The sequence below is a fragment of the Roseateles koreensis genome (assembly GCF_028595305.1).
Taxonomy (GTDB): Bacteria; Pseudomonadota; Gammaproteobacteria; order Burkholderiales; family Burkholderiaceae_C; genus Paucibacter_A; species Paucibacter_A koreensis.
Window position 1 is genome coordinate 1 of sequence record NZ_JAQQXS010000004.1, and the last position, 24,391, is coordinate 24,391.

Consider the following 24,391-nt stretch of genomic DNA (forward strand, 5'->3'; position numbering starts at 1 on the left):
GACAGTGAAATGCCTCAGCGCCGATGATAGTGCGGATTCCCGTGTGAAAGTAGGTCATCGTCAGGCTAATATCCAGCAAAACCCCCTTCTCGTCAGAGTTGGGGGTTTTTTGCTTTTGTGGTTTCTACTTCGAATGCTACGGCTTGTTCGTAGTGTAAGCGTCCAGCCAAGTCATGTTGACCGACGTGGCTCTGCAGTTACGCGGCGGCGGGTTTCCAGCGATGAGGCAGCAGTTCCCCGATGTCACGGTTCAACTGCGTCGGCAGCCGCGTGAGCACGTCGCGCATATAGGCGTATGGATCGTGTCCATTGAGCTTGGCCGACTGGATCAGGCTCATGATCGCCGCAGCCCTCTGCCCGGCCAACAGCGTCCCGACGAACAGCCAGTTCTTGCGGCCAGTTGCCCATGGCCTGATCTGCTGTTCATCGAAGTTGTTGTCGATGGGCAATGCCGGATCGTCCAGGTAGCGCGTGAGCGCAGCCCAGCGTTTGAGGCTGTAGTCCATCGCCTTCGAGGTGGCGCTGCCCTCCGGAACCTTGGCGCGGTATGTGGCGAGCCAGTCATGCAGCGCCGTAGCAATCGGCGCCGCTCGCGTTCGTCGCTCTCGCAGCCTGTCATCCGGTGAGCGCGCCTTGATCTCGCGCTCGATGCCGTAGAGCTGGCCCATGAGGTCAATGGCCGTTGCAGCCAGCGTGCTCTTGTTGGCCAGATGCAGTTCAACGAACTTGCGCCGGGCGTGCGCCATGCAGCCGGCCTCCGTGATGCCAGCGGCAAACAGCGCCTTGTAGCCCGAGTAGTCGTCGCAGACCAAGCTGCCTCGCCAGGCCTGCGGTGTGCCGTGGCCGAGGAAGGCGCGAGGGTGCTCGCCGGAGCGGCTCTCGGTGAAGTCGTAGACCACCAGGCGCAGCGGCTCGAAGGCGCCGCTGGCGTAGGCCCAGAGATAGGCGCGATGGGTCTTGCCAGTTCCCGGAGCCAGCATCGCCACCGGCGTCTCATCGGCATGCAGCACGGGCCGAGCCAGCAACTCTGCCTTCATGGCGTCCACGAGCGGCTGCAGACGCATGCCGCACACGCCCACCCAGGCCGCCAGCGTCGAGCGTGGGATGGCCAAGCCGGCGCGCTCGAAGATGGCTTCCTGCCGATACAGCGGTAGGTGGTCAGCATGCTTGGCCACCAGCACATGCGCGAGCAAGCCCGAGGTGGGCAAGCCCTTATCGATGATCTCGGCCGGCACAGGGGCTTGCGTCAACGTGCGGCACTGGGAGCAGGTCCACTTGCCCCGCACATGGCGCACCACGGTGAAGCTGCCGGGTGTGTAGTCGAGCTTCTCGCTGACGTCCTCGCCGATGCGCATCAACTGGCAACCGCAGGCGCACATCGTGTTCGCGGGCTCGTGATGCCGATCCACACGGGGCAGGTGCGGCGGCAGGGCCGCGCGCTTGGGCCGCTCGGGCGGCACATCACCGGGCTTGCGCTTGGCCGCGAGCAGCTCGGCCAGCTGCGTTTCAAGGGCGGCAAGATCGGTATCGACGGCCTCGTCGAAGAGGGCCTTCTGCTCGGCATCGAGTTGCTCGCTCTTCTTGCCGAACTTCACCCGGCGCAGTTGCGCCATCTCGAAGCTCAGCTTCTCGATCTTGGCATCGCGCCATTCGATCTCGTGGCGGTCGCGGGCCTGGCGATCCACCAGTTCCAGCAGCTTGGCGCCGATGTGCGAGAGCCCCGCTGCGTCGAGCGAGGCGATGTCTTCTGCACTCAAGGAGGGGGCCGGGGGCGAAGCGACTGCCATGTCGGCAGTGTGAACAAGGACGCCGCCGTGCGCATCGGCACAGGCACCGATTGATGCGCAACTCGCCCTACAGCAAGTCGATGGCGCCGCCCTCGCCGATGCGCTGCCAGGGCAGTCCCAGCACGAGCGCCTGCAGCTGTGCGGACGTCAGCTGCATCTCATCGCCGTTTCGGTGCCGGCGCGCATGTCCAGCGGCTCGACGGCGAGCCACATCGCGTCGATGCGGGTCAACTCAGCAACTCACGCAAGCAGCTCGCGCACGCAGCGGCAGCGCTGACCGGCCACAACACGGTGATCGCGGTCGAACCCCGTTGCACGTCGATGCGGATCGGTGCAGGCGCGGGCTCCAGTGCCTGCTCCGATGGAACAGTAGGCATCGGCACGGGGAGGAAGTCGGCGTGCGTGGGCAGCGACGCCAGCTCGGCACGCGGCGGTACTGCCGTCGATGCCAGGGACATCAGCACCCAACGGCGCAGCAGATTGGCATTGATGCCGTTGGCCATCGCCACGGCCGCCATCGACACACCCGGCTGCTTACTCGCTTCGACGACGTGCGCCTTGAATTCGTCGCTATGGACTCGCCGCCAACGTCCGCCTGTTCCCTGCTCCATGGTGCACACGTATCCGTTTAGTTCTTGATGGATACGAGCATCCTTGGTTCCGCTCAGCGGATCAACATGACTTGGCTGGCCGCTTATGCTTGTTCGGCAAATGGACGCTTCAGCGATTGCTAGCGCCATTTGGGCTGGCGGTGTGAGTTGCCGGCGCCCGATAGCCCGGATCAATTTCGGACCAGTAATAACTCATCTCGCCAGATTCACGGGCGCGTTTGAGTTCAGCCACCACGTTGGCCCGTGTTTTGAAACCGGCTGCAGTAGGCTCTTTCTCCATCAATGCGACCGGATCGATGGCGACCTTGGGGGCTATGGGTATTGCAGTTGCAGCAGTCGCCCTTGCTGTTGCCGTGGTGGCGGCCGCTGCTGTGGTTTCGGCCGTTCTCAACGCCGCGGGTTCTTGGGTCGGCATTGCATCTTGGGCCAGTGCTCCTCCAGCAAGCAGGAGTAGGGAAAAGAGGTGGGTGTGCGTGCGCATGATGCGGGTCCTCGGGTTAAGTCAGCGTGCCGGACGTCAAGCGTCGGTGTCTTCGCGGGATGGCCTGACCGACGAAGGGCGATCGCCAAATCGGTGAAAGCGCCGTTATGCACGTCGTTGTACGTTGGACGCAGCTTGGCGCGCAGCCCATGCGACCGGGCGGGAAGTTCCGTGCAATCTCAGGGGCTTACCCCTTCGCTGTCGATGACGGCAGCTGCACGGACGCACGAATGGCGTGCAGATATAACGTTAGGCGGACCGTCTCCATATATCAAAGCCGATCGTCGCCGGACTCCATACAATTAGGGAGGTACACGCTACATCAGCGCCACACCCTTGATCTGCGCATGCAGATATTCACCGGGCTGCAGTGCTAGCGTTGCTAGGCTGCGCCGCGTGATGCGGGCCAGCAGCGGCCAGCCTGCATGTGCTTGGTTGAGTTGGAGGCGCAGCAGGGCGGTATGGGGCTCCAGGTAGATGGACTCCAGCCGTGCCGGCAGCACATTGAGGATGCTGGTTTCGAGTGGGGCCTGTCGGGCCACACTCACATCGCGTGCCAGTACTCGGGCGCGCACTGCGCTGCCTAGGGCCTGGCGTGTCTGGCCGACCCACAGTGTGGCGCCGGCGCGACCGATCTGCGTCAAGCCGTGCTGCTCGTCGTGCGCCAGCACTTCGGCTTCGAGCACTACGCTGGCGTCGTCTAACCGGTTGGGTGACATCTCTGGCCGGGCCAGCAGCTCAAGCAAGGGGCCGGCCGCCTCGACTCGGCCTGCGCGTAGCAGCACCAGATGGTTGGCCAGCCGTGCCACTTCGTCCATGGAGTGGCTGACATAGACGATGGGCAGGTCCAACTCCGCTTGCAGGCGCTCAAGATAGGGCAGGATCTCGGCCTTGCGTGCCGCGTCCAGCGCGGCCAGGGGCTCGTCCATTAACAAGAGTCGCGGCTCGGCGGCCAGGGCACGGGCGATGGCTACGCGTTGGCGCTCGCCACCCGACAAGGTGTCTGGGCGCCGCGCTAACAAGTGGCCGATGCCTAGCAATTCAAGCAAGACGGGCAGCTCCCCCGGGCCGGCGCCGGATCCTGCCTTGCTTCCTTGGCTGTGTCTATCTTTGCTGCTGCGGCGTCGGCCATATTCCAGATTGCCGCGCACATCGAGATGCGGGAACAGCGCGGACTCCTGGATCACATAGCCGATGGGGCGTTGCCAGGTCGGCACAAAGTGCCGACGGGCATCGTCCTGCCAGACTTCGTCACCCAAGCTCACCCGGCCCTGGGCACGCTCCAGTCCGGCCAGCGAGCGCAACACTGTGGTCTTGCCGCAGCCGGAGGGGCCCACCAGGGCGCTGACGCCACGGCCCGGCAATTGCAGGTCGATGTCTAGCGAAAAATCCTGCCGCTGCAGATGCAATTGCAGGCCGATCGTGTGTGACCCGGTCATGCTCTGTCTTCCTGACGCTGGCGGCGAGGCCGGTTGCTCAGATAGAGCGTCAGCAGCACCACCAGCGCAAACGCCACCATGCCGGCGGAGAGTTGTTGGGCTTCGGCAAATTCGCCGGCTTCCACATGGTCGTAAATGGCCACCGAGAGCACCCGTGTACGGTCCGGGATATTGCCACCCAGCATCAGCACCACGCCAAACTCGCCCACCGTGTGCGCAAAACCCAGCACGCTGGCCGTCAGAAGGCCCGGCCTCGCCAAGGGTAGGGCGACGCTGAAGAACCGGTCAAGCGGCGCGGCACGCAAGCTGGCGGCCGCCTCCAGTAGGCGCTCGGGAATGGCCTCGAAGGCTTGCTGCAGTGGTTGCACGACAAAAGGCATCGAGTACAGCACTGAACCCACCACCAAACCGCCAAAGCTGAAAGGCAGGCGCCCCAATCCCAGCCACTCCGTCAGGCGGCCCACCGGGCCCTGTGGCCCCATCAGGAGCAACAGGTAAAAGCCCAGCACCGAGGGTGGCAGCACCAGAGGCATGGCCACCAGCGAGGCCCACAGCGGCTTGAAGATTGAGCGCGTGCGCGCGAGCCACCAAGCCAGCGGCGTACCCAGCAACAGCAGCAGCAAGGTGCTGAGCCCCGCCAACTCGGCGCTCAGGCGGACGGCGCTCCAGGTGGCGGGTGTCATTGCCTGCCTTCAGTGGCCGTAGCCATAGGCTTGGATCATGGCCTTGGCTGGGGCGCTCTTCAGATAGGCCAGCAGCGCGGCGGCTGCGGCTTGCTTTTCACCCGGTTTGAGCAGCACGGCATCTTGGCGGATTTCACCGTACAAGGCCTGCGGTACCAGCCAATAGGAGCCGGCAACTGGCTTGCCCGGTGGCGCGACCTGAGACAGCGCAACGAATCCCAGCTCCGCATTGCCGCTGGCAACGAATTGGTAGGCTTGAGCGATGCTCTCAGCGGTCACCAGCTTGGGGGCAACGGCCGCCTCCAGGCCACGCGCTTTCAGCACCTCAACCCCGGCTCGGCCATAGGGCGCAAGTTTGGGGTTGGCAACCGCCAAGTGCGTGAATTTGCCCGACGCCAGCACCAAGCCTTGCGCGTCCACCAGCCCCGGCTGGGGGCTCCACAGCACCAGGCGGCCGATGGCATAGGTGAACTGGCTGCCGGCCACGGCGTGTCCCTCGGCGATCAATTTGGCGGGCGTCTCGTCGTCGGCGGCGATCAGCACCTGGAAGGGCGCACCGGCCGCGATCTGGCTGTAGAACTTGCCGGTCGAGCCGGACGAGATCTTCAACGTGTGGCCTGTGGCTGTGCTGAAGCCTTCGGCAATGCGTGCCAGTGGCACGGCGAAGTTGGCCGCCACTGCAACCAGTACTTCATCGGCCCGGGCCGGCTGTGTTGCCAGGGCCAGGGCGCCCCACACCGCGAGGGTGTTCAAGCCGAATTTTTGGTTCATCTGCGTTTCTCCTCAAATAGAAATTCGGTCAACTGTCGATCAATGCAGGCATCAATCGGTCACCGCGAGAATCACGATGGAGACCTTGAAGTCCGCGCAGGAACTCACCCCCATGGCGCTGCGACCGCCGCCAAGTTGGGGTTTCATGAGCTTACGATTTTTTTGACGAAATGACTTGGCAGTCCATAGGCACTGCCAATTCGAAATTGGCCCAGGCAGGCGTCGCGCAAATTCTAGGGCACGTGCATGATGATCCGAGGAGGGCCGTCAAACTTGGAGGACAAGGCCTCGCGAGGCATCTGAGATTCGGCGCCCAATAGATCAAGCGCGAAGCTGCCCTCGCCGCCCTTCAGCGCTGCGGAGGGACGCTCAGTTGCGCATCGTTCAAGGCGAGCTGGCCGTTTTGTGCCAATTCAGCCAACAAGCTTTCAGACCATTGGCGCAGCGGCTGGTGGCTGAAATGGCCGCGCCACAGGGCACAGTGAACGGGCGTGTTGTCCAACCCGCCGAGAAATTGCGCCGCGCTTTGTGCGCCTACGTCCAGCAGGCGGAACATGATCAAGGCTTTGGCGGCGTGGCTCGCATGGCGACTCGGGTTTTGCCGGAAGTAGGTCAAACGTTGTCGAGCAGTACGCATGGCCCCCTCAACATCGCTGAAGGGGCTCCCGTGGCCCGGAATGACATAGCGCACGGGAAGCGTGGTGATGAGGTCGAGCGTGGCCTCGACTTCCGCGAATCCCCGGTCGACCCCGGCTCCGCCTTCAATGGCCGGAAAAACAATGCCAAAGCCGTGCTGCCAAAGGGCGTCTGCGGAGATCAGGATGCCGGAGTCGGGCTCGAATAACACAACAGAGTGCGGGTCATGGCCGGGCGCGGCGTGCACCTGCCAGCGCCTGTGCCCCTGCACAATCTCTTCGCCCGGCGTCAGCGCATAGCTTGGGGTGAAGCGCGGGCAATGCTGGCCGGAGTCGGCGTAGCTGAGCGCAGCTTCATCCCATCGCGCGGCCGCGTCAAACTCGCCTGGAGGGATGGCGATCGGGCAGTTGAATTGCTGGCTGAGCTTTGCATTGCCGCCGCAGTGGTCTGAATGCAGGTGGGTGTTGACAATCAAGCGCAGCGCCGGGCTGGTGTGGGCATGGGCTGACAGCGCCTGTTGTACCAGCGCCGCTGTTTGCGCCTGGTGGCTGTGGTAGCCAGTGTCGACCAGCACTGCGCCTTGGTGTTCGTCGAAGAGGATGACCGAGTTGGAGGAGAGCCAGCCGCGTTCCAGCACGGTGACGTCGGCGGGCAGGGCGAACGGAGACATCAACTGCGCAGTTCTCGGCGCAGGATTTTCCCGACATTGGTCTTGGGCAGATCGTCCCGAAACTCGATGTATTTGGGGCGCTTGTAGGCAGTCAGCTGGTCGTGGCAGAAGAGGCTGAGGTCTTCTTCAGCCAGGGCAGGGTCATTCTTCACGACATAGAGCTTCACGGCTTCGCCGGAACGTGGGTCGGGCACGCCGACCGCGGCGCATTCCCGCACCCCGGGGTGCATATTTGCCACTTGTTCGATCTCGGTAGGGTAGACGTTGAATCCGGAGACCAGGATCATGTCTTTCTTGCGGTCCACGATGCGGACATAGCCTTGGGTGTCCATCACGCCGATGTCGCCGCTTTTAAAGTAGCCGTCGGGCGTCATGACCAGAGCGGTTTCATCCGGACGATTCCAATAACCGGCCATCACCTGCGGCCCGCGGATGCAAATTTCACCGCGCTCGCCTGGGCGCAGGTCTTTGCCGTCGTCATCGCGGATGGCAATGTCAGTGCCCGGCACAGGCAGGCCGATAGATCCGTTGAAGGTGAGCAGGTCCAGCCGGTTGATGGTGGTGACCGGGGATGTTTCAGACAGGCCATAGCCTTCAACGATGGAGCAGCCGGTTAGCTTGAGCCATTTTTCAGCCGTGGCTTGTTGGACTGCCATGCCACCGCCATTGGAAATCACCAATTCGCTGAAATCCAAGCGGGCAAAGTTCGGGTCGTTGGCCAGTGCGTTGAACAAGGTGTTCACGGCGGGGAAGACGTTGACCTTGTGCTTGTGTAGGGTCTCAATCATTCCCGGGATGTCTCGCGGGTTAGGAATCAACAGGTTCTTCATGCCCAGGCGCGCACCCAGCATGTAGCAAGCCGTGAGCGCGAAGACGTGATAAAGCGGCAGCGCACAGACGATGGTCAAGGGCTTGTCGCCCAGCTTTTTCAAGGTGGGAGCGAACCATGCTTCGCTTTGCAAGATGTTGGCGACGACGTTGCGGTGCAAGAGCGTTGCACCCTTGGAGATGCCCGTGGTTCCGCCGGTGTACTGCAAGAAGGCGACGTCGTCTGGCCCCAGGGCCATCGGCTGCAAGGGCAGGCCGCTGCCTCGCTGCAGGGCGGCGTTGAAACGGGTGACGCTGCGCCCCACATCGGCGGGTAGGCAAAACTCGGGCACCATCTTCTTCACATGGCGAACCATGAAGTTCACCAACGGGCCACGCCACCAGCCGAGCATGTCGCCCAAGGACGCCAGCACCACGTGGCGCACCTCGGTTTGGTCCAGCACTTGTTCCAGCGTGCTGGCGAAGTTCTCCAGCACGATGATGGCCTGCGCGCCGGAGTCCTTCAGCTGATGGGACAACTCGCGCGGGGTATAGAGCGGGTTGACATTGACCACCACGTAGCCCGCTCGCAGGATGGCGGCAACGGCGAGGGTGTACTGCAAGATATTAGGCATCATGATGGCGACCCGTGCGCCACGAGGCAGGCCCAGGCTTTGCAGCCATGCGGCGAGGTCGCGTGACAGCGCCCCCACTTGGCTGAAGCTGAGGCTTTGGTTCATGCACTCGGCTGCATCCCGGTCGGCATACTTGCTGAAGGTTTCCTCAAGCAAATCGACCAGAGACCCGTAGGCGCTGCCATCGATGTCCGCGGGAACGCCGGGCGGATAGGTTTTGAGCCAGGGTTTCGACTCCGCAGGGGGCGAAACCCTGGGGCGTTCAACGGTCGCTTCAGCTTGCACCATGTCTCCAGTCCGATGATTGTGATCTGCCACTGCACGGGCATTTGATCTTGCGAGTCTTCATGGTGGCTGGCTTGCTGTCAGCCTGTTAGGGTAATTGCCCTAGTGGATCGTCACCTGCGAGACACGCGCGCTCCGCGCTGAGGCGCGCCGGTGCGGATGCTGAATAAAGTGCGCGGGCCAGGGCCTCCTCACGCTGGCGCACGGTGTACAGAAAGTCCGTGGCGCCCCGCATGGCCTTGAAGGTGTCAAAGCCTGACTCCAAAAACGACTGCAACTCATGCAGGCCGGCGGCAGTTGCGGGGCCACGCATCAGGCGCAAGGCCTGTCGCAACATAGGCTTGCGCGTGAGCGCATCCAGCGACACGCCAACGGCCAGGGTGAGTTCGATTTGTTGCTGGCGACTTGGCGCTGCGCCGCACTCCTGCCATGCCTGAGCGTAGCGGCTGGCCGAGAGTGGCGCCTCACCCAGCAGGCTGGCCATTCGGGAATCCATGGTTTCGGACAAGGCATGCAATTGCGCCAGGCGCGCAACCGTCGCCACAACCTCTTCCGGAAAAATTCGCACCAACGCCGGCACCACCCGTGCGAATTGCGCGTCACGGCGCGTGAAGTCCCCCGGCCCATACAGCTCTTCAAGGAAAAAACGGGTCGCCTGGGCATAGCGTGGCGTCGCCAGCAGGTCGGCATAGGTGTTTGCAAAGCGCCGTTGTTGATAGCCCTTCAGGGCCTCCACACGGGCTGCCATGCCCGGTTGCTGGTCGCGCCAGGCGCGCTGCCGTTCAACCTCCTGTAACTCGCTCAAAATGCCTTGGGCTGATGTGTCCAGATTCATCGTTCATGTTGAAAGTCCAAGCTTTGATTGTGCGCTTGGCGCTTGCCCCCACGCCCGCTCGTACACTGAAACGATGAATGCATGGATACAGCGTCTTCAGCAATTGCTGCGTGTGGTTTTGAGTCTGGCTGTGGCTGGGTATTGGGCTCGTGCAGGGCAACTCGCCCTCGGGCTGGCCGTCGGCACCCTGCTATTTTTCGCCTACGCCTGGTTTTTGCTGGGCGCCTTTTTCAGCTTGCGCAGAATCAATCAGTCGCCAAGTGACGGAAGGCCTTCATGGGGCACCTTGCTGCGCGCCTGGTGGCGAGAGCTGCCCGCGTGTGAGCGGGTCTTTTCCTGGTGGCAGCCTTTTGCGGCCCAGGCTGTTGCTGACGCCTTGCCTGCGCCTCCGGCCCGCCAACGTGGCGTCTTGTTGATTCACGGCTTTTCGTGCAATCGTGGGCTGTGGAACGAATGGATGCGGCGACTCCGTGCGAAGGGCCATCCTTACATTGCGCTCACGCTGACCCCGGAATTCGGTGGCATTGACCGTTATGCCGACCCCATCGAGGCGGCTGTGCAGCGCCTGACGGCCGCGTGTGGTGGCACCCCGCCGCTGGTGGTCGCGCACAGCATGGGCGGCCTAGCGGTGCGCGCCTGGTGGCGCCGCCACGGTCATAACGATCAGCGTGCGCGGGTCCAGCGCGTGCTGACCCTGGGGACTCCACACGCCGGTACCGTGATGGCTGAACTCTCGACGACCCGCAATGCCCGGCAAATGCGCCGCCATAGCGCATGGCTGCAAGAGCTGGCTAGCCATGAGCGGCTCAATGAGGGCGATTGTCAAATCGCCGCTCATCTGGATTGTTACTTCAGTGCCTGCGACCAAGTGGTCTGCCCGGCGCAGACGGCTGTTCTGCCGGGCGCGCGAGCCATCGAAATTCCGGCCGCAGGGCACTTAAGCCTCGTGTTCGAACCCCGCGTTTTTGCGGACGCCTTGGCGTATCTGGCCCAACCGCTCAACGACGCAAGGCGTCAAGCGGCCGCAGCTTAGTGGGCACTAAATTCGCGGTCAGCCAGATCCTGGCCAGGCGCCCGCTCTGAGTCAGGCGTCGGCTTTCAGCACACCACGGCGAATTTGGTCCAGCTCGATGCTCTCGAACAAGGCGCGGAAGTTGCCTTCGCCAAAGCCCTCGTTGCCCTTGCGCTGGATCAGCTCGAAAAAGATCGGGCCGATCACTTCCTTGGTGAAGATTTGCAGCAGCAATTCATTGGGGGCGTCGAGATGCGCGGCACCGTCGATCAAGATGCGCAGGCGGCGCAGGTCTGCGAGCTTTTCGCCGTGGCCCGGCAGACGCTTGTCGACCAGGTCGAAATAGGTGTCGATAGTGTCCTGAAACTGCACGCCTGAGGCGAGCATGCCCTCGACGGTGCCGTAGATGTTGTCGGTGCCCAGGGCGATGTGCTGGATGCCTTCGCCGCGGTAGAGGTCCAGGTATTCTGCGATTTGGCTCTTGTCGTCGCTGCTCTCGTTGATGGGGATGCGGATCTTGCCGCAAGGGCTGGTCATGGCCTTGCTCTTCAGCCCGGTTAATTTGCCTTCGATGTCGAAGTAGCGTACCTCGCGGAAATCAAAGAAGCGTTCGTAGAACTCGGCCCATTCCTTCATCCGCCCACGGAAGACGTTATGCGTCAGGTGGTCGATATAGGTCAGCCCATGGCCGACCGGGTTGGCGGGCACAGGTTGACCATGAGCGTCAGTCAGTGGCACGAAGTCGACGTCGTAGATGCTGATATTGCCGATCGCACCGGCTTCGGCGCCATTTTTGCCTTGCCAGCGGTCGACAAAATAGATCAGCGAATCGCCAATGCCCTTGATGGCCGGAATGTTCAACTCCATGGGCCCGGCCTTGTTGTCGAAGCCCCAGGCGCCCAGTTCGAGCGCACGCTGGTAGGCCTGCGCGGCGTCCTTCACCCGAAAGGCAATGGCGCAGATCGACGGGCCATGCAGTCGAGCAAAGCGCTGTGCAAACGAGTCAGCCTCGGCATTGATGATGAAGTTCACGCCGCCTTGTCGGTACAACGTGACGTTCTTGTGCCGGTGTTTTGCCACAGCAGCAAAGCCCATGGTCTCGAACAGCTTGCCCAGGGCTGCGGGCTCGGGGGCTGCGAACTCGATGAACTCGAAGCCGTCGGTTCCCATCGGGTTGTCCCAAGGTGTGAATGCCATGTGATGTCTCCAAATATGTCTTGCGATGGGTCAAGACTGTAGAAGGAATGGCATGCAGGATTCATGCGAACTCAGGCGCGAGCTGGTACTCCCGCGCATGAAAACTGCGAAAATATCGACCATGGAAACTGAAGTTCAGCTCGATACCATTGATCGACGCATTTTGAGGGCGCTGCAGGTAGATGGCCGCGTGACTTACGACGCGTTGGCGGCTCAGGTGAATTTGTCGGCCTCCGCGGTCTTGCGGCGGGTCCGCCGCCTGGAAGAGTCGGGCACTATTTCCGCCTATGTGGCCTTGGTGCCGCCGGAACGCGTGGGCCTGGGGCTAACGGCTTACATCAACGTGCGCTTGGAAAAACATACCGAGAGCCACAAGCGCAACCCGATGGATTTGTTCCGCGCGGCCGTTCAAACCTGGCCCGAGGTGGTCGAGTGCTCGGCCTTGACGGGCGAGATGGACTATCTACTGCGCGTGCTCGTGCAAGACATGGCGCACTACGCCCGCTTCATCACGGACACGCTGCTCAAACACCCGAGCGTGCAAGACTGCAAGACCAGCTTTGTGCTTGATAGGTTGAAGAACACCACGGCGGTGCCGGTCTGAGCTCGGCTTAGCGCCGCGTCAGCACCACGGCCAGCTCGTTCCAGCCGCGCGCATGGGCTTGGCTGACGTAGGGCGGGGCGGGCCAGTGCCATAGCGCCGCCGGGAACAAGGCGCGCATGGCATTGATGTCACAGTGGTAGGGCGGGCCTTCGACCACGCCGGTGCCCGCTGAGTCGCGCCGTGCTTGCATGAACAAGGCAAGGAGTTGGCCGCCCGGTTTGAGCCACGCATGAATCTGCGCAGCATAACGCTGCCAATGATCGGGGTGCAAGGCGCACAAGCAGGTTTGTTCGTAAACGATGTCCAAGGCCTCGGGCGGTTGCCATTCCAGCACATCGGCCAGCGCCACAGCGCCCGGCAGGCTGCCAAGTTGCGCGCGCGCCAAAGCCACGGCAGCGGGCGTGTAGTCCAGCCCGAGTGCGGCGATGTTCTGGTGCCCGAGCGCCACCAACTCATGCCCGCGCCCGCAGCCCGGGATCAGCACCCGCATGCCCGGCTGAATCAAGCCGGCGGCCAGCCAGTGCAGCAATTGTGGATGGGGTGCGCCGCGATCCCATGGTGTTTCTCCTTGGGTAAAGCGTTCTTGCCAGAAGTCGGGGTTGGGGCCGCTCATGAGATCACCTCGTTTCAGCTGTCGTTTCATCGAACTCGTGCAGCAGCTGCCGCGTCGCGGGCAAGCTGAGGTCCAGAAAGGCAGCAATGCCCTTCTCGCCTTCATCCCTGGCTTCGTCGTTGGCGGTGTGGTGCACCCAATTTACCGCCCATAGCACGCATTGCGCCTGCGGGTTGCGCCCGTGCTCATCATGGCGAAGCTGGTGGAGCAAGGGGGGCAGCCGCCAATGTTGTATCAAAGCCTTTTCAAGGGCGCTTAGCTCAATGTTCAGCACGTTGCGCTGCACGTCGGCCCGTGGCGTTAGCGGGTGCGCGTGCTGGTGGGCCTGAACTTGCAAGGCCAACTCCGGCGCAAGACTCCAGAGCAGCAAGTCGGCGAAATCGTGCAGCAGTGCGGCGCAGTGCACCGCTGGCGCGCTGGGGTCGTTGCGGTGGATCGCAAAACTGTGGGCCAGGCGGGCGGTGCGATCGGCCCGCTGCACGGCCTGACGCAGGCCTTGCAACGCCAAGGGCTGTGCGGCCAGGTGGCTTTCAACCGTCAACGGCGCCGCAAAGGTACTAAAAAATGGGGTGATGCCCATCAGCACCAAGGCGGCGATGACGGTTTGGGTGTCCGACGGCAAACGGCTGGAGCGCTGCTCGGACGCGTGGGCCAGGAGCCGCAAGCTCATCAAGGGGTCGCGGGCGATTTGCTCGCCCAAGTTGTTGGCGTCGGCCGCGTCTTCATGCTCGCGCATTAGGTTCAGGTACTCGGCCGTGTCCAGCAGGATGGGCAGGTGCGCCTGGCTGCAGAAGTGGGCCCAACTGGCCAGATCAGGCAGGGGCTGGCGTAAATTGGGCCATGACGCATCCAATGCGCCAGACGTGCCGGTGGGCTGAGACGAGGATAAGGGCTGGGTCACGGGCGAGCGGGGCATAAGGGCTGTGCTGGCGCTGATGGTAGTCGCTCTTGGGTCCCTGAGTGAGACTCAGGGACCGGCGGTCATCACGGCGCAAGGTATTGCGCTACGGGCGCGTCACCCGGCGCGCGATACCGTGCAATTTGTCAGTTAGCTTGTTGTTGACATACAGCAGCGCCCCTTCCGGTGCACCGGCGTCGCCATAAACGTCAAGCGTGGCCCATTTATCTTCGGGTGCGTGCTGGCGGTGGAAGCGGGTCAGCAGGCGTGCCAGGCGCTGACACCAGCTGTGGTGGGTGGTCAGGCAGCTGGCGCGGCTATCGTGGGCGCCATGCAGGTCTCTCAAACGCAACATGAGGGGTCTCCGGGAGGCGGCCGCTAGGGCCGCGGGCGGTTCAAGGGCAGCGGTCGGGTGAGGTCAAGGTCTTGAGCTCTTGTTTGAGCGTGCGCTGCGCGTTCTGTCGCTGGGCGCTGGCGCTGCTGCGATGGCGTCCTGCCAATCGCAGCAGCGCGGGGCCGACCAGTGGATTGCGAGGTTTGATGACCATGCGGCTGTTTTGGGGGCGTGGGGCGACGAACTGAGACATGCGAAAACTCCTGGGCAATGCGGCGGCGCGACTGCGCCGTGGCAGCGTTGCAGCGTTTGCGAAATGAGACGGGGCGGCCGCGCACGCCTGTCGGATGACGAGCTGCACGCGGGCAATGCTCTGGTAGCCGGGACAGCTGCACGGAGCGGGTGTTGCGACGGGGGACTTCACTGCGAGGGTGAGCTTCGCAGCTTGCGCAAATGATAAACAATTGTTTATCTTGCGCAAGTTGTATTTATCACAAAATGCCGCTGACGTGCCGAAGCTTGCCCGGTCGGACGCGGGCTGGCGCAGGGGCCGTTCTCGGCTTTATGCAGTTGCGTGAGGGCGGCGGCTTGGGGAGATCAGCGTTTTTTGGGCTTGAGCGGTGCAATACCTTGCTGCAGGCGACGCCATTCGTCGATTTCAGTGCTGCTACTTGCTGTTGTTGCAGTCGTGGGGCGCCCGGGGCTGGCCGTTTTGCTTGTCCCGGCCCCCTTGGTTGCTTTCGCAGGTCCTGGTGGCGGGGGCGTGGGGGCCGGTGTGGCCGCGCTGGGTGTCAGCACCTCGCCCAAGAGGTCGAGCAAGCGGGTGCGGGCGCGTTGGGGATGCCGGCGGTAGTAGGTCAGCACCAAGCCGACGATGAAGCGCTCATCATCATCCTGCGGCACACTGGGCGTGGTTTCTTCGGCACTTGAAAGCGCTTCACCGCCAGTCGCACCGTGGCCATGGGCTTGGTCCATCCAATAGGCGGGTTTGTGAAACAGCTGTTCGAATTGGCGTGCCAGCCGTTCGCCAATCTGGCGCGAGCGGCTTTTGATCTGGCTCCAGTAGCTGGGCTGGATTTGCAGGCGCTCCGCAAAACGGCGCTCCAGGCCACGCAATGTGGCGGGGTCGGGGTGCCGGACGGAGGCGGTGACGAATTCTTCAAAAAGGAGCATCGCGTTGTCCAAACGGACCTGTGCGACGTCCATGGGCGCGGATGACATGGGCGCCATGATAAAGCCTTGTTGATCCCGGGGCGTCCTGGCGGTTCGCGCCTTACTTCAGCGGGATTGGCGTGGCCCGGTCGACAGGCACTGCCGTCACGCTGTTCTGCGGCGAACCCTCGATGACGCGGTCCGAGTAAGTCAGGTACACCAGGGTATTGCGCTTGGCGTCCACCATGCGAACCACACGAAGGCGTTTGAACACCAGAGAGGCGCGTTCGCTGAACACTTCTTCTTGCTTGGGGAGGGGTTTGGCGAAGTTGACGGGGCCGGTTTGCCGGCAGGCGATGGAGGCTTCGGATTTGTCTTCCGCCATCCCCAGCGCGCCTGAGATGCCGCCGGTTTTGGCGCGGGAGACATAGCAGGTGATGCCCTCAACCTTGGGATCGTCATAGGCGGTCACGACGATTTTGTGGTCGGGTCCGATCAGCTTGAAGACGGTGTCCACCTCGCCGATCGCCTCAGCGTGAGCGGGGCTGTACAAAAACAGCGGCAGGGCGGCGACCAGGATCAAAGTCTTTTTCATGCGGGGTGTCCGAGGCTGAAACAAGAAGCGTCAGTATCAGCCAGATGAGAGGGCCCCTGGGCGCGCAGATGGGGGTGCCGCGTTGCTACTTGCCTTTATGCTTGCGACATGATCAAAAAGTTGCCCGTCGCCTTGCCAGTCTGGACTGTTGCAGCGCCAATGGTCGCGGGCGGGCTGTTGTTGGGCCTGGGACAGGGGGGCTTGTCGGCTTGGCTGCTGGGTCTCGTGACCCTCACCTTGGTCGCTGCGGTGCTTGCCGCTGTCCACCATGCCGAGGTGGTGGCGCACCGGGTAGGCGAGCCGCTGGGCTCCTTGCTGCTCGCCGTGGCGGTGACGGTGATCGAGGTGGCGCTGATTGTCTCTTTGATGTTGGCTGGCGGCGAGGGCGCCCCTGCCCTGGCGCGTGACACGGTGTTCTCGGCCATCATGATTGTTTGCAACGGCATTGTCGGCCTGTGCATTTTGCTGGGCGGCATGCGCTTTAAAGAAGTGGCCTTCAAGGTTGAGGGCACCAGCCCCGTGCTCGCCGTGTTGGTTGCGCTGAGCGTGTTGACCTTGGTTTTGCCCAGTTTCACCACCAGCTCCCCGGGCCCGACTTTCTCCAACGCGCAGATGGTTTTTGCCGGCGTGGCTTCATTGCTGCTTTATGGCGTGTTTGTGTTCGTGCAGACCGTGCGCCATCGCGATTACTTCTTGCCCGCGGATGGTGCGAATGACGATGCCCATGCGTCGCCACCGTCCACGCCCGTGGCCTGGGTCAGCCTGGTTTTGCTGATGATCTGCTTGGTGGGGGTGGTGGGGCTGGCCAAGCTGCTGGCGCCTTCCATCGAGGCAGGGGTGCGGCAGGTTGGCGCGCCGCTGGCGGTGGTTGGCGTGATCATCGCCATGCTGGTGCTGCTGCCAGAAACCCTGGCGGCAGTGCGGGCGGCCCTTGCCAACCGCCTGCAGACCAGCCTGAACTTGGCCCTGGGCTCCGGCATCGCCAGCATTGGGCTGACCATACCGGCGGTCGTTCTGCTGTCGCTTTTCATGCAGAACTCATTGGTGCTGGGCCTGTCGCACATCCACATGGTGCTGCTGATGCTGACCTTTGGCGTTGGCACGCTGACCTTGGGGACCGGCCGCGCCACGGTGCTGCATGGGGCGGTGCATTTGGTCTTGTTTACGGTTTTCTTGTTTCTGGCCATCGTGCCTTGATCACACGCTATTCCAGCTTCTTGGCCGTGCCCAGATAAGTTTCGATCACCCGTGGGTCGCGGGCCAATTCGGCGGCCGGTCCCTGCAGGCCCACCTCGCCGGTTTCTAGGACATAGCCGTAGTCGGCCACTTCCAGCGCGGCGCGGGCGTTTTGCTCGATCAGGAGAATCGCCACACCGGTATCGCGCAGACGCGAGACGATGCGGAAGATCTCCTTCACGATCAGCGGCGCCAGACCCAGGCTGGGTTCGTCCAGCATCAGGACTTTGGGTTGGGCCATCAGGGCTCGACCCACGGCCAGCATCTGGCGTTCGCCTCCCGACAGCGTGCCCGCCAACTGGGTGCGGCGCTCTTTGAGCCGAGGGAACAGTTGAAAGACTTTCTCCAGGCCTTCGCGCCAGTCGCGCTGGCCCAGCCGCATGGGCCGATAGCCGCCGAGGATCAAATTGTCCTCAACACTCATGGTGGTGAAGAGTTCGCGCTTTTCCGGTACCAGGGCGAGACCTTTCATGACCCGCTCTTCCAGGCTCAGCGCACTGATGTCTTCCCCGGCCAGGATGATTTTTCCTTTGGCGGGCAGCACACCCATCAGCGCATTCAAGGTGGTGCTTTTGCCGGCGCCGTTCGGCCCGATCACCGTCACCACGGCGCCTTGTGGCAAGCGCAGGCTCAAATCGTTCAAGACTTCGGCGCGGTCATAGCCGGCGTGCAGGCCTTGAACGCTCAACATGTCTGTGGGGGGTGTCATGCGCTCAATGCTCCGTGCCAAGGTACGCCGCCCGCACAATGGGGCTGGATTGAATCAATGCGGGGGTGCCCTCAACCAGTTTGGTGCCGAATTCCATCACCACGATACGGTCGGTCAGGCCCATGACGAACTCCATGTCATGTTCTACCAGCAGTACGCTCATGCCTTCACGCTTCAACTGACGGATCACGTCGCCTAAAGCCTGCTTTTCTTTATGCCGCAGACCGGCTGCGGGTTCGTCCAGCAGTAGCAGGGCCGGGTCGGTGCACAGCGCCCGCGCGATTTCCATCAGGCGTTGCGGACCCAGCGCCAGATTGCCGGCCAACTCGAACATCTGCGTGCCCATGCCCACGCGTTGCAGCTGTCGTTCGGCTTCGGCGAACAGCTGCTTTTCTTCGGCCTTGCCCAGGCCCAGCATGCCTTGCACCACGCCCTTGCTGCTGCGCACGTAGGCGCCCAGCGCGACGTTCTCCAGCACGCTCATGTCGGGAATCATCTTCACGTGCTGAAAGGTTCGCGACATGCCTAGGCGTGCGATTTCCCGGGAGGGTTTGTTGCTCACCGCATGACCACGAAAACGCACGGCACCGCTGCTGAGCGGCAACACGCCGGAGATCAGGTTAAAGGTGGTGGATTTGCCCGCGCCGTTGGGGCCGATCAGGCCAATGATCTCGCCCGCGAAGATCTGAAAGGACACGTCATTCACCGCCACCAAGCCGCCGAACTGCTTACGTACTTTGTCCACATCCAGCAGCAACTCCTGCGGCCGGGCCTTGTCTCGGGCGGCCAGCGGCGCGGCGCTCTGCCAATTGCGCGGACGATGCTCGGGCACAAGCCAGCGGGCCGAGAGCGAGGTGATAGCCGGCCACAGGCCTTTGGGCGCGTATTTGATGATCAGCACCAGAACCACGCCCAGCACGATGATTTCAAAGTTGCCGCTACTGCCGAGCAAGGCGGGCAGCAGCTCTTTCAGTTGATCTTCGATGATCTTGAAAACGCCCGCGCCGATAAAGGCGCCCCACACCGTGCCTACCCCGCCGACGACGGCCATGAACAGGTACTCGATGCCCATTTTGAGTGCAAATGGGCTGGGGTTGACGCTGCGCTGCAAGTGCGCAAACAACCACCCCGAGACGGACGCCAGCAGTGCCGCAATCAGGAAGATGACCACCTTGTAGCGCAAGGTGGAAATGCCCATGGCTTCGGCCATGGTGGTTGCGCCGTTCAAGGCGCGGATGGCGCGGCCAGCGCGTGAGTCCAGCAGATTCAATGTGGCGCGCGCGGCCAGCAGCGCAATGGCCCAGATCAGGTAGTACAACGCGCGCCCATCCTGCAGGCTGATGCCCAGCAAATGCAGCGGTGGCAGGCCCTGAATGCCGTCGTATTTGCCTAGGCTTTCCATGTTCGCCGTGGTGAAGTTCAAGCTCAGGGCCCATGCGATGGTGGCCAGGGGCAGATAGTGCCCCGACATGCGCAGGGTCAGCAGCGCGAGCAACAAGGCCACGGCCGCCGTGATCAGCAAGCCTGCCAGCAAACCCATCCAAGGCGAGAGCGCATATTGGGTGGTCAGCACGGCGCTGGCGTAAGCGCCGATACCGACAAAGGCGGCCTGGCCAAAAGAGGTCAATCCACCTACGCCGGTGAGCAGCACGAGGCCGGTGCTGACCAGCGCGAACAGGCCGATGTAGTTGAGCTGCGTGATCCAGAACTCCGGCACCGGGAGCAGGGGCAGGATGAACAACAGGACCAGGAGGCCCCAGGGAATGGCTTTGCGCGGCGTCATGGGATCCAGTCAGGCAAGCAATTGGGGTGAGCTGGCGGTGGGTTCAATGCTCTTCGTGGTGCGGGTTGCGCAAGGAGCGCCACAACAGCACCGGAAGAATGGAGGTGAACACAATCACCTCTTTGAAGGAGCTGGCCCAAAAGCTGCTGAACGACTCCAGCAAGCCCACCAGCACGGCACCCAGGGCTGCCCCCGGGTAACTGGCCAGCCCGGCAAATACGGCGGCCACAAAACCTTTCAGGCCGATCAGGAAGCCGCTGTCATAGAAGATGGTGGTGGTCGGGCTGATCAGCACCCCCGACAGCGCACCGATGAAGGCCGCCATGGTGAACGACAGCCGCCCGGCGGCACTGCTCGAAATGCCCATCAGCCGCGCGCCCAGCCGATTCACGGCGGTCGCCCGCAAGGCTTTGCCGTACAGGCTGCGCTCAAAAAATAGCCACAGCAGCAGGATCAGTGCTCCGGAGGCACCGATGATGATCAAGGTTTGGCCCGATACCAACAAGGGCCCGGCCGTGAAGCTGGCATCCCAGAAACTCGGGTTGCGCGATCCTTCTGCGCCAAAAAAAACCAGACCCAGTCCGGTCAAGGCGAAGTGCACCCCGACTGACACAATCAGCAGCACCAGGATGGAGGCGTCTGCCAGAGACTCATACGCCAAGCGGTAGATCTGCGGCCCCAGGGCGGTAACCACGCTCAGCGTGATCAGTACTTGGGCACCCAGCGGCAAGTGCTTGGGGGCCAGCCACCAGGCCATCAGACCGATGACCACCGGGAGCGCCTGCGGTAGCAAGGCGCCTCGCAGCGACTGCGCCAGGTGTTTGCCTGCACGCAAGCCCTTGACCAGATCCAACCCGGCGATCACAGCGGCCAGCGTCAGCAGAAAAGGGATGGTCCCCGGCCTCGTTCCCATTTGCAGGCCCGCCAGTGTCAAGGCGCCAAAGGCGACAAATTCGCCCTGTGGGATAAAGATGATGCGGGTCACCGCGAACATGAGCACCGTGGCCAGGGCCAGCAAGGCGTAGATGGCGCCATTGGTGAGACCGTCGAGCATCAGGATGCTGGCAATTGAAAGGTCCATGGGGCTGTGCGTCTCCGGCTGCGGGCTTTGCGTGCACTCTACTGAAAAAGTAGGCGAGCCCACTTGGTGCAGTGCCGCATTGACAAAACGCAAATCAGTCATCCGACTGGTCGGTCGAATTTGTTGGGCAGGTGATTTCTGAATATTTCGGCAATTTCTGTCGTTTGGGCGGGTGGCCCAAGGCTGCTAAGCTCATCACCCCATGACTGGACACGCCCCACAGCTCGACATCGACGGCCCCTTGGCCCGCATCACCCTGCGCCGCCCCCGGGTGGCCAATCGCCTGGAACCGCAAGACCTGCAAACCCTGCGCGCGCAACTGGCTGAGGTCAACGCGCAGCCGGAGGTGCGGGTGCTGGCGCTGCTGGGCGAGGGGCGGCACTTCTGCAGCGGCTTCAATATTGGTGCGGTCCCGGGCTTGGATGCCGGCGCCTTGTTTGAGTCGCTGTCCAACGATTGGGAGGCCGCCCGGCCTGTGACCTTGGCCGTGATCCACGGCGGCGTTTACGGTGGCGCCACCGACTTGGCGCTGGCTTGCGACTTCAGGCTGGGCGTGGCGGGCTGTGAAATGTTTGTGCCCGCTGCGCGCTTGGGGCTTCACTTCTACCAAGGCGGCTTGGAGCGCTATGTCATCCGCCTGGGCCTGCAATGGGCCAAACGGGTGTTGCTGGCCGGCCAAACGTTGGATGCACAAGCCATGCTGGCCAGCGGATTTTTGGATCAATTGCTGCCGGACAAAGCCGAACTTGATGCCGCCGTTCAAGCACTGCAGACGCAGCTCCTGGGCATGGCGCCGCTGGCTTTGCTGGGCATGAAAAAGCACTTGAATGCTGTCGTCCGGGGGCAACTGGATTCGGCCGCGCTGGCGGCTGATCTGGCTCAATCCGTCGCATCCGCCGACTTGGCGGAAGGGGTGGCGGCATGGAAAGAGCGCCGGCCGCCGCGGTTTGAAGGGCGCTGAGTTCTGCGCCAAACGTGTAGGTAAGGCGTGTGGCTGACGATCGGGGAAATCCCGATGTGTTCGTCAAGTCCCCTAAAGCGGGGTACGACGAGGGCTCAGAACGTGGGAAAATAGAGGAGTTGCCACTTACGTCGGCCTGAATTGAAAAATTTCGGGTTTGCGCGTTAAGCGGCCTTTCCATCAACTCACTATCAGGACCGACGTGGCCAAGGACAGTACTAAAACGACCATCGAAGCCGATGGTCTGCGCTACCGCTCTAAAGCACCAGGATCGCCGTTCGCAGCGACCTCATCCTTTGGTGCCGCAACCATGTCGTGCTTTTTGTGCGGCAAACATCGTCCGCGCGCGATGCTCAAGTCCAAGAAGCTTTTGGGCAAGTCTCAACCCGTTTGTGCGCCCAGCTGCAAAGAACTCGACGAGCAACTCAGCAAGCCCTGATTTCAGCTGACTGAATCAAGTGCAAGCCAAACAGGCCAGACGGGCGATCCGTCTGGCCTGTTTGTTTATGGCGGCCGGCTTGGTGATTATTCACGGGCGCGCCGAGCGAGCTTAGGCTTGCCGGAAGCGGCTCCCGTAGCGGTCGTCCAACTGGGCGGTATACAAGCACAGCGGGTGCCCGCGTTCTTCATGGCTGTAGGCAGCGTGCCGCAGCGCCATGGATTTGCCGGCATTCATCGGGACTCTTTACCCTTGGCGCTCGGCTTTCGTAGATACTTCTGTGCCGCATTCTTGCAATGTGCATTTTTGGTCGTAAACCGAACAAGGAGTAGATGTGAAGAAAACTGTTTTTAAAGCATGCGCGGCGTTGACTTTTGGCCTCGTGTCACTGACTCACGCCGCTGCTTCGTCGGAAGCCGTTGCCAGCGCAAAAACCGTACCGGTCAATGTTGACACTTTTGTTCGGGCAGAGACAGATCGCTACTTCAAACAGCGATTTGAACAGGGCGCGTTCGGAAAATTTCACCATGAGCGCGGCCCTGTGGATGTGGACAAGCAGCTTGTGATCCGCATGAACCGCGACACCCCTTACAGCACCGCCATTTTCGACCTCAAGCAGCCGGTCACCATTGTCAAACCTGACACCCAAGGGCGCTTTCAGTCGATGCTGGTCTTCAATCAAGGTCACTACATCCAGCGCGTTATCTACGAGCCTGGCACCTACACATTTACACAAGAGGAGATGGGCAGCCGCTATATCCAGGTGACGATTCGTACTTTGGTCAACCCCAATGACCCGGCCGATATCGAAGCCATGCGCAAAGCGCAAGACGCCGTGCAGGTTATTCAGTCAAACCCGGGCAGCTTTGAAGTGCCCAACTGGGATCAAAAAAGCCTGCTAGGTTTGCGCAAGGCCATTCTCACGATGGCGCCCTGGATGCCTGACAGCAAGAGAACCTTTGGCAGCAAGGCTGAGGTGGATGAAGTGCGCCACCTCCTTGGCACGGCGGGCGGCATTTTCGGTAACGCCGAAAAGGATGCCCTTTACATCTCTGAATTTCCGAAAAAGAACGACGGCAAGACGCCTATGCAGATCACGGTCAAAGATGTGCCTGTCGACGCCTTTTGGTCCATCACCGTCTACAACAAGAATGGTTTCTACGAAGCGCCGGCCAAGGCCGCATCGGTGAACAGCTACACGGCCAAACGCAATGCCGACGGTAGCACCACGGTCAATTTCGGCGGCGATCCCAAGGCCGACAACTATCTGCGCATCATGCCGGGCTGGAACTATATGGTGCGCCTGTATCGGCCTAGGGCTGAGGTTCTTGACGGCAAGTGGGCCTTCCCCAAGGCCGAGTTGCTGAAGTAAGCTGTCAAGTCGGGTCGGCGATGCCATAGCCAACTTGGCAGACGAAATTTCTCCGTAGTGATTGGGCGCTCCTAGATCAAATGATCTAGGAGCGCTTTTTGTTGATCTGTCTGGGGTCGCACGCGCCCGGGCAACTAGCGACTCGGTGTTCATTGAAACAAGATCACGCATGAGCTTCAAAACCCCCCTGATCGACATCGCCCTACTCGGTGCCGCTTCGCTCGCCCACGTCGCTGGCTTTTAACTCAGCAGCCTGTGTCTCCCGCAAGGCCGCTGCATCAGCGAGACCAGCGATTTGCCAAGGTGTTCTTTCCAGGGTTCCGGGGTGCTGAGGTCCACCCACCAAATGGGTGTCGGGTAATCCCTGGTTTCAGGGCGAACTGAGACGAATTGTGACAAAACATGGGGCAAGTGAGGTAGCCAAGTTCGCGAACTAGCGCCTACTATCAAGTTGAGGGAAAAGTTTTGTCCGAGCCGGACGCGCTACCCGCGCCGAAGGTCTGTTTTTCGAACCGACGACAACAATGACCAAAGACACTTACACCGCCGTGAGCGACAACGGCCTGCGTTATGAGTCCAAATTGGGGGGCTCGCCCTTCCTCGGCAGCGGGCACACCCGTTCTTGCTTCAAGTGTGGCAAACATCGCACACCCAATAACCTGCAATCTAAGCGGGTACTGGGTCGGACCGAGGTGGTGTGCAAGCCCTCATGCCCCAAGCCCAAAGACGCCGCCTGAATCGCGCCCTGCGTGTTGTGACGCGGGC

Annotated in this window: 27 protein-coding genes; 7 read left to right on the forward strand and 20 right to left on the reverse strand. The window is 62.1% G+C overall.

All coding sequences use genetic code 11. The features are described from left to right. Window positions 1-197: 197 nt before the first annotated feature. From tnpC to PRZ01_RS05065, 9 genes are all read right to left on the reverse strand, one after another. Window positions 198-1,787, reverse strand: coding sequence for an IS66 family transposase (gene tnpC / locus PRZ01_RS05025; RefSeq protein ID WP_409993807.1), 1,590 nt, complete (start codon window positions 1,785-1,787; stop codon window positions 198-200). A gap of 227 nt (window positions 1,788-2,014) precedes the next feature. Continuing rightward, on the reverse strand, window positions 2,015-2,398 hold the full coding sequence (locus PRZ01_RS05030; protein ID WP_273595670.1) for a transposase: 384 nt from the start codon (window positions 2,396-2,398) through the stop codon (window positions 2,015-2,017). Window positions 2,399-2,507: 109 nt separating this feature from the next. Continuing rightward, window positions 2,508-2,879, reverse strand: coding sequence for a hypothetical protein (locus PRZ01_RS05035; protein WP_273595671.1), 372 nt, complete (start codon window positions 2,877-2,879; stop codon window positions 2,508-2,510). Between the two features lie 317 nt (window positions 2,880-3,196). Further along, window positions 3,197-4,318, reverse strand: a complete 1,122-nt coding sequence (gene modC / locus PRZ01_RS05040) for a molybdenum ABC transporter ATP-binding protein (protein ID WP_273595672.1) — start codon at window positions 4,316-4,318, stop codon at window positions 3,197-3,199. Then, a complete protein-coding gene (modB, locus tag PRZ01_RS05045) occupies window positions 4,315-5,001 on the reverse strand; it encodes a molybdate ABC transporter permease subunit (protein WP_273595673.1) in 687 nt (228 codons plus the stop codon). The genes modC and modB overlap by 4 nt, the downstream gene beginning before the upstream one ends. Window positions 5,002-5,010: 9 nt before the next feature. Further along, the gene (gene modA, locus PRZ01_RS05050; protein WP_273595674.1) at window positions 5,011-5,772 is read right to left on the reverse strand and encodes a molybdate ABC transporter substrate-binding protein; all 762 of its coding nucleotides are present in this window, start codon (window positions 5,770-5,772) and stop codon (window positions 5,011-5,013) included. Window positions 5,773-6,121: 349 nt separating this feature from the next. Next, window positions 6,122-7,078, reverse strand: a complete 957-nt coding sequence (locus PRZ01_RS05055) for an MBL fold metallo-hydrolase (protein ID WP_273595675.1) — start codon at window positions 7,076-7,078, stop codon at window positions 6,122-6,124. Beyond that, window positions 7,078-8,808: a long-chain-fatty-acid--CoA ligase gene (locus PRZ01_RS05060; protein WP_273595676.1), complete on the reverse strand. Its 1,731-nt coding sequence runs from the start codon at window positions 8,806-8,808 to the stop codon at window positions 7,078-7,080. Before PRZ01_RS05060 ends, PRZ01_RS05055 begins: the two co-directional genes overlap by 1 nt. Window positions 8,809-8,893: 85 nt before the next feature. Beyond that, on the reverse strand, window positions 8,894-9,640 hold the full coding sequence (locus PRZ01_RS05065) for an FFLEELY motif protein (RefSeq protein WP_273595677.1): 747 nt from the start codon (window positions 9,638-9,640) through the stop codon (window positions 8,894-8,896). A 73-nt stretch (window positions 9,641-9,713) separates the two neighbouring features. On the opposite strand from PRZ01_RS05065, the gene PRZ01_RS05070 reads away from it, so the two are divergent. Further along, complete coding sequence (locus PRZ01_RS05070) at window positions 9,714-10,673, forward strand: esterase/lipase family protein (RefSeq protein ID WP_273595678.1); 960 nt, start codon at window positions 9,714-9,716, stop codon at window positions 10,671-10,673. A 51-nt stretch (window positions 10,674-10,724) separates the two neighbouring features. Here PRZ01_RS05070 and hppD read toward each other — a convergent pair whose 3' ends face one another. Then, window positions 10,725-11,849, reverse strand: a complete 1,125-nt coding sequence (hppD, locus tag PRZ01_RS05075) for a 4-hydroxyphenylpyruvate dioxygenase (protein WP_273595679.1) — start codon at window positions 11,847-11,849, stop codon at window positions 10,725-10,727. 121 nt (window positions 11,850-11,970) lie between these two features. Here hppD and PRZ01_RS05080 point away from each other — a divergent pair, with 121 nt between their 5' ends. After that, the gene (locus PRZ01_RS05080; protein WP_273595912.1) at window positions 11,971-12,453 is read left to right on the forward strand and encodes an Lrp/AsnC family transcriptional regulator; all 483 of its coding nucleotides are present in this window, start codon (window positions 11,971-11,973) and stop codon (window positions 12,451-12,453) included. Between the two features lie 7 nt (window positions 12,454-12,460). Here the strand turns inward: PRZ01_RS05080 and PRZ01_RS05085 are convergent, their stop codons facing one another. From PRZ01_RS05085 to PRZ01_RS05110, 6 genes are all read right to left on the reverse strand, one after another. Further along, window positions 12,461-13,066 carry a methyltransferase domain-containing protein gene (locus PRZ01_RS05085; protein ID WP_273595680.1) on the reverse strand — a complete coding sequence of 202 codons (606 nt, stop codon included), beginning with the start codon at window positions 13,064-13,066 and terminating at the stop codon, window positions 12,461-12,463. A gap of 4 nt (window positions 13,067-13,070) precedes the next feature. Then, entirely contained in the window at window positions 13,071-13,982 is a 912-nt protein-coding gene (locus tag PRZ01_RS05090) for an HDOD domain-containing protein (protein WP_273595681.1), read from the reverse strand. Between the two features lie 88 nt (window positions 13,983-14,070). Continuing rightward, window positions 14,071-14,319 carry a hypothetical protein gene (locus PRZ01_RS05095; RefSeq protein ID WP_273595682.1) on the reverse strand — a complete coding sequence of 83 codons (249 nt, stop codon included), beginning with the start codon at window positions 14,317-14,319 and terminating at the stop codon, window positions 14,071-14,073. A 40-nt stretch (window positions 14,320-14,359) separates the two neighbouring features. Next, window positions 14,360-14,551: a hypothetical protein gene (locus PRZ01_RS05100; protein WP_273595683.1), complete on the reverse strand. Its 192-nt coding sequence runs from the start codon at window positions 14,549-14,551 to the stop codon at window positions 14,360-14,362. A gap of 344 nt (window positions 14,552-14,895) precedes the next feature. After that, window positions 14,896-15,519, reverse strand: coding sequence for a hypothetical protein (locus tag PRZ01_RS05105; protein WP_273595684.1), 624 nt, complete (start codon window positions 15,517-15,519; stop codon window positions 14,896-14,898). A 52-nt stretch (window positions 15,520-15,571) separates the two neighbouring features. Next, window positions 15,572-16,045: a CreA family protein gene (locus PRZ01_RS05110; protein ID WP_273595685.1), complete on the reverse strand. Its 474-nt coding sequence runs from the start codon at window positions 16,043-16,045 to the stop codon at window positions 15,572-15,574. Between the two features lie 108 nt (window positions 16,046-16,153). Here PRZ01_RS05110 and PRZ01_RS05115 point away from each other — a divergent pair, with 108 nt between their 5' ends. Continuing rightward, window positions 16,154-17,242: a calcium:cation antiporter gene (locus tag PRZ01_RS05115; protein WP_273595686.1), complete on the forward strand. Its 1,089-nt coding sequence runs from the start codon at window positions 16,154-16,156 to the stop codon at window positions 17,240-17,242. A gap of 7 nt (window positions 17,243-17,249) precedes the next feature. Here PRZ01_RS05115 and PRZ01_RS05120 read toward each other — a convergent pair whose 3' ends face one another. From PRZ01_RS05120 to PRZ01_RS05130, 3 genes are read right to left on the reverse strand one after another with little or no spacing between them, the layout of a single operon-like run. Then, window positions 17,250-17,990: an ABC transporter ATP-binding protein gene (locus tag PRZ01_RS05120; protein ID WP_273595687.1), complete on the reverse strand. Its 741-nt coding sequence runs from the start codon at window positions 17,988-17,990 to the stop codon at window positions 17,250-17,252. A 4-nt stretch (window positions 17,991-17,994) separates the two neighbouring features. After that, window positions 17,995-19,773 carry a branched-chain amino acid ABC transporter ATP-binding protein/permease gene (locus tag PRZ01_RS05125; protein WP_273595688.1) on the reverse strand — a complete coding sequence of 593 codons (1,779 nt, stop codon included), beginning with the start codon at window positions 19,771-19,773 and terminating at the stop codon, window positions 17,995-17,997. A 43-nt stretch (window positions 19,774-19,816) separates the two neighbouring features. Continuing rightward, window positions 19,817-20,854, reverse strand: a complete 1,038-nt coding sequence (locus PRZ01_RS05130) for a branched-chain amino acid ABC transporter permease (protein ID WP_273595689.1) — start codon at window positions 20,852-20,854, stop codon at window positions 19,817-19,819. 202 nt (window positions 20,855-21,056) lie between these two features. On the opposite strand from PRZ01_RS05130, the gene PRZ01_RS05135 reads away from it, so the two are divergent. Continuing rightward, a complete protein-coding gene (locus PRZ01_RS05135; RefSeq protein WP_273595690.1) occupies window positions 21,057-21,815 on the forward strand; it encodes an enoyl-CoA hydratase/isomerase family protein in 759 nt (252 codons plus the stop codon). 202 nt (window positions 21,816-22,017) lie between these two features. After that, on the forward strand, window positions 22,018-22,254 hold the full coding sequence (locus PRZ01_RS05140; RefSeq protein WP_273595691.1) for a hypothetical protein: 237 nt from the start codon (window positions 22,018-22,020) through the stop codon (window positions 22,252-22,254). Between the two features lie 111 nt (window positions 22,255-22,365). Here the strand turns inward: PRZ01_RS05140 and PRZ01_RS05145 are convergent, their stop codons facing one another. Then, the gene (locus PRZ01_RS05145; RefSeq protein ID WP_273595692.1) at window positions 22,366-22,491 is read right to left on the reverse strand and encodes a hypothetical protein; all 126 of its coding nucleotides are present in this window, start codon (window positions 22,489-22,491) and stop codon (window positions 22,366-22,368) included. A gap of 145 nt (window positions 22,492-22,636) precedes the next feature. Between PRZ01_RS05145 and PRZ01_RS05150 the strand changes: the two genes are divergently transcribed. After that, window positions 22,637-23,626, forward strand: a complete 990-nt coding sequence (locus PRZ01_RS05150) for a DUF1214 domain-containing protein (protein WP_273595693.1) — start codon at window positions 22,637-22,639, stop codon at window positions 23,624-23,626. A 524-nt stretch (window positions 23,627-24,150) separates the two neighbouring features. Next, window positions 24,151-24,363: a hypothetical protein gene (locus PRZ01_RS05155; RefSeq protein ID WP_273595694.1), complete on the forward strand. Its 213-nt coding sequence runs from the start codon at window positions 24,151-24,153 to the stop codon at window positions 24,361-24,363. Window positions 24,364-24,391 lie beyond the last annotated feature (28 nt).